General features: G+C 74.9%; 1 pseudogene. It reads left to right on the top strand.

Annotated features, from left to right (window positions below):
• Nucleotides 1–758, top strand: a pseudogene (locus CQZ88_RS21470) (hypothetical protein); the annotation flags it as partial.

The raw sequence follows: 758 nt of genomic DNA, 5'->3' as shown, positions 1-758 counted from the left end.
CGCCGGCCCGGCCCTCGACCTGCCGCTGCCCGCGCCGCCGGCCCCGCCGACGTGGTCGCCCGAACCCGAGCTCGACGCGATAACCGAAGTGCTGCAGTCTCTTCCGGTTCCGGCAGTGCCGGGAATCGACGAAATGCTGCGTCCACTGCGCGACCTCGGCGACCTGTTCGGTACCGGCATCGTCGACGCGCTCGACCCGTCGGCGGTCCTGCAGCAGTCGTCGCGGATGCTCGACGGCGCGGCGTCGCTGGCCCGCACGGCACTGCACGCACTGCCGGACTCGTGGGAGGGCGCACCCGCCGAGGCGGCGCTCGACAAGGGTCGCCAGGCCCAGGTCACCGCGGTCGAGCTGAGCGAAAGGGGCGACGAGATCGGGGCCGTCACGCGCGCCGCCACCGCGAGTGTCGAGCGGGGCAACGTCGAACTCGGCGGGATCGCCCAGTCCTTCCTGGCCTTCGCCACCGCGACCGCGCCCGTCGCGCTGACGCCGCCGGGTCAGATCGCGCTGCTCACTTCCGCCGCCGAGCATGTATCCGCGGCACTGGCGGTGGTCGCGCGCACCCGCGGTGAGCTTCTCGGCTACACCACGGCGATGAACGCCCTCGCCGCACCCATCGCCGTGCCCGCCCCCGTCGCCGCGCCCGGCCTGCCGGCTCCGGCCGACGTCGCAGCGGCGGCCACGGGAGCCGTGGACACCGTCGCCGGCGCGGTCGGTGTGTCCGACGACCTTCCCGCGCAGACGCACGCCGCGGCGTTCG

The sequence above is a fragment of the Rhodococcus sp. ENV425 genome (assembly GCF_002887785.1).
GTDB classification, from domain to species: domain Bacteria; phylum Actinomycetota; class Actinomycetes; order Mycobacteriales; family Mycobacteriaceae; genus Rhodococcus; species Rhodococcus aetherivorans.
This window is presented reverse-complemented; position numbering and strand designations above follow the sequence as displayed.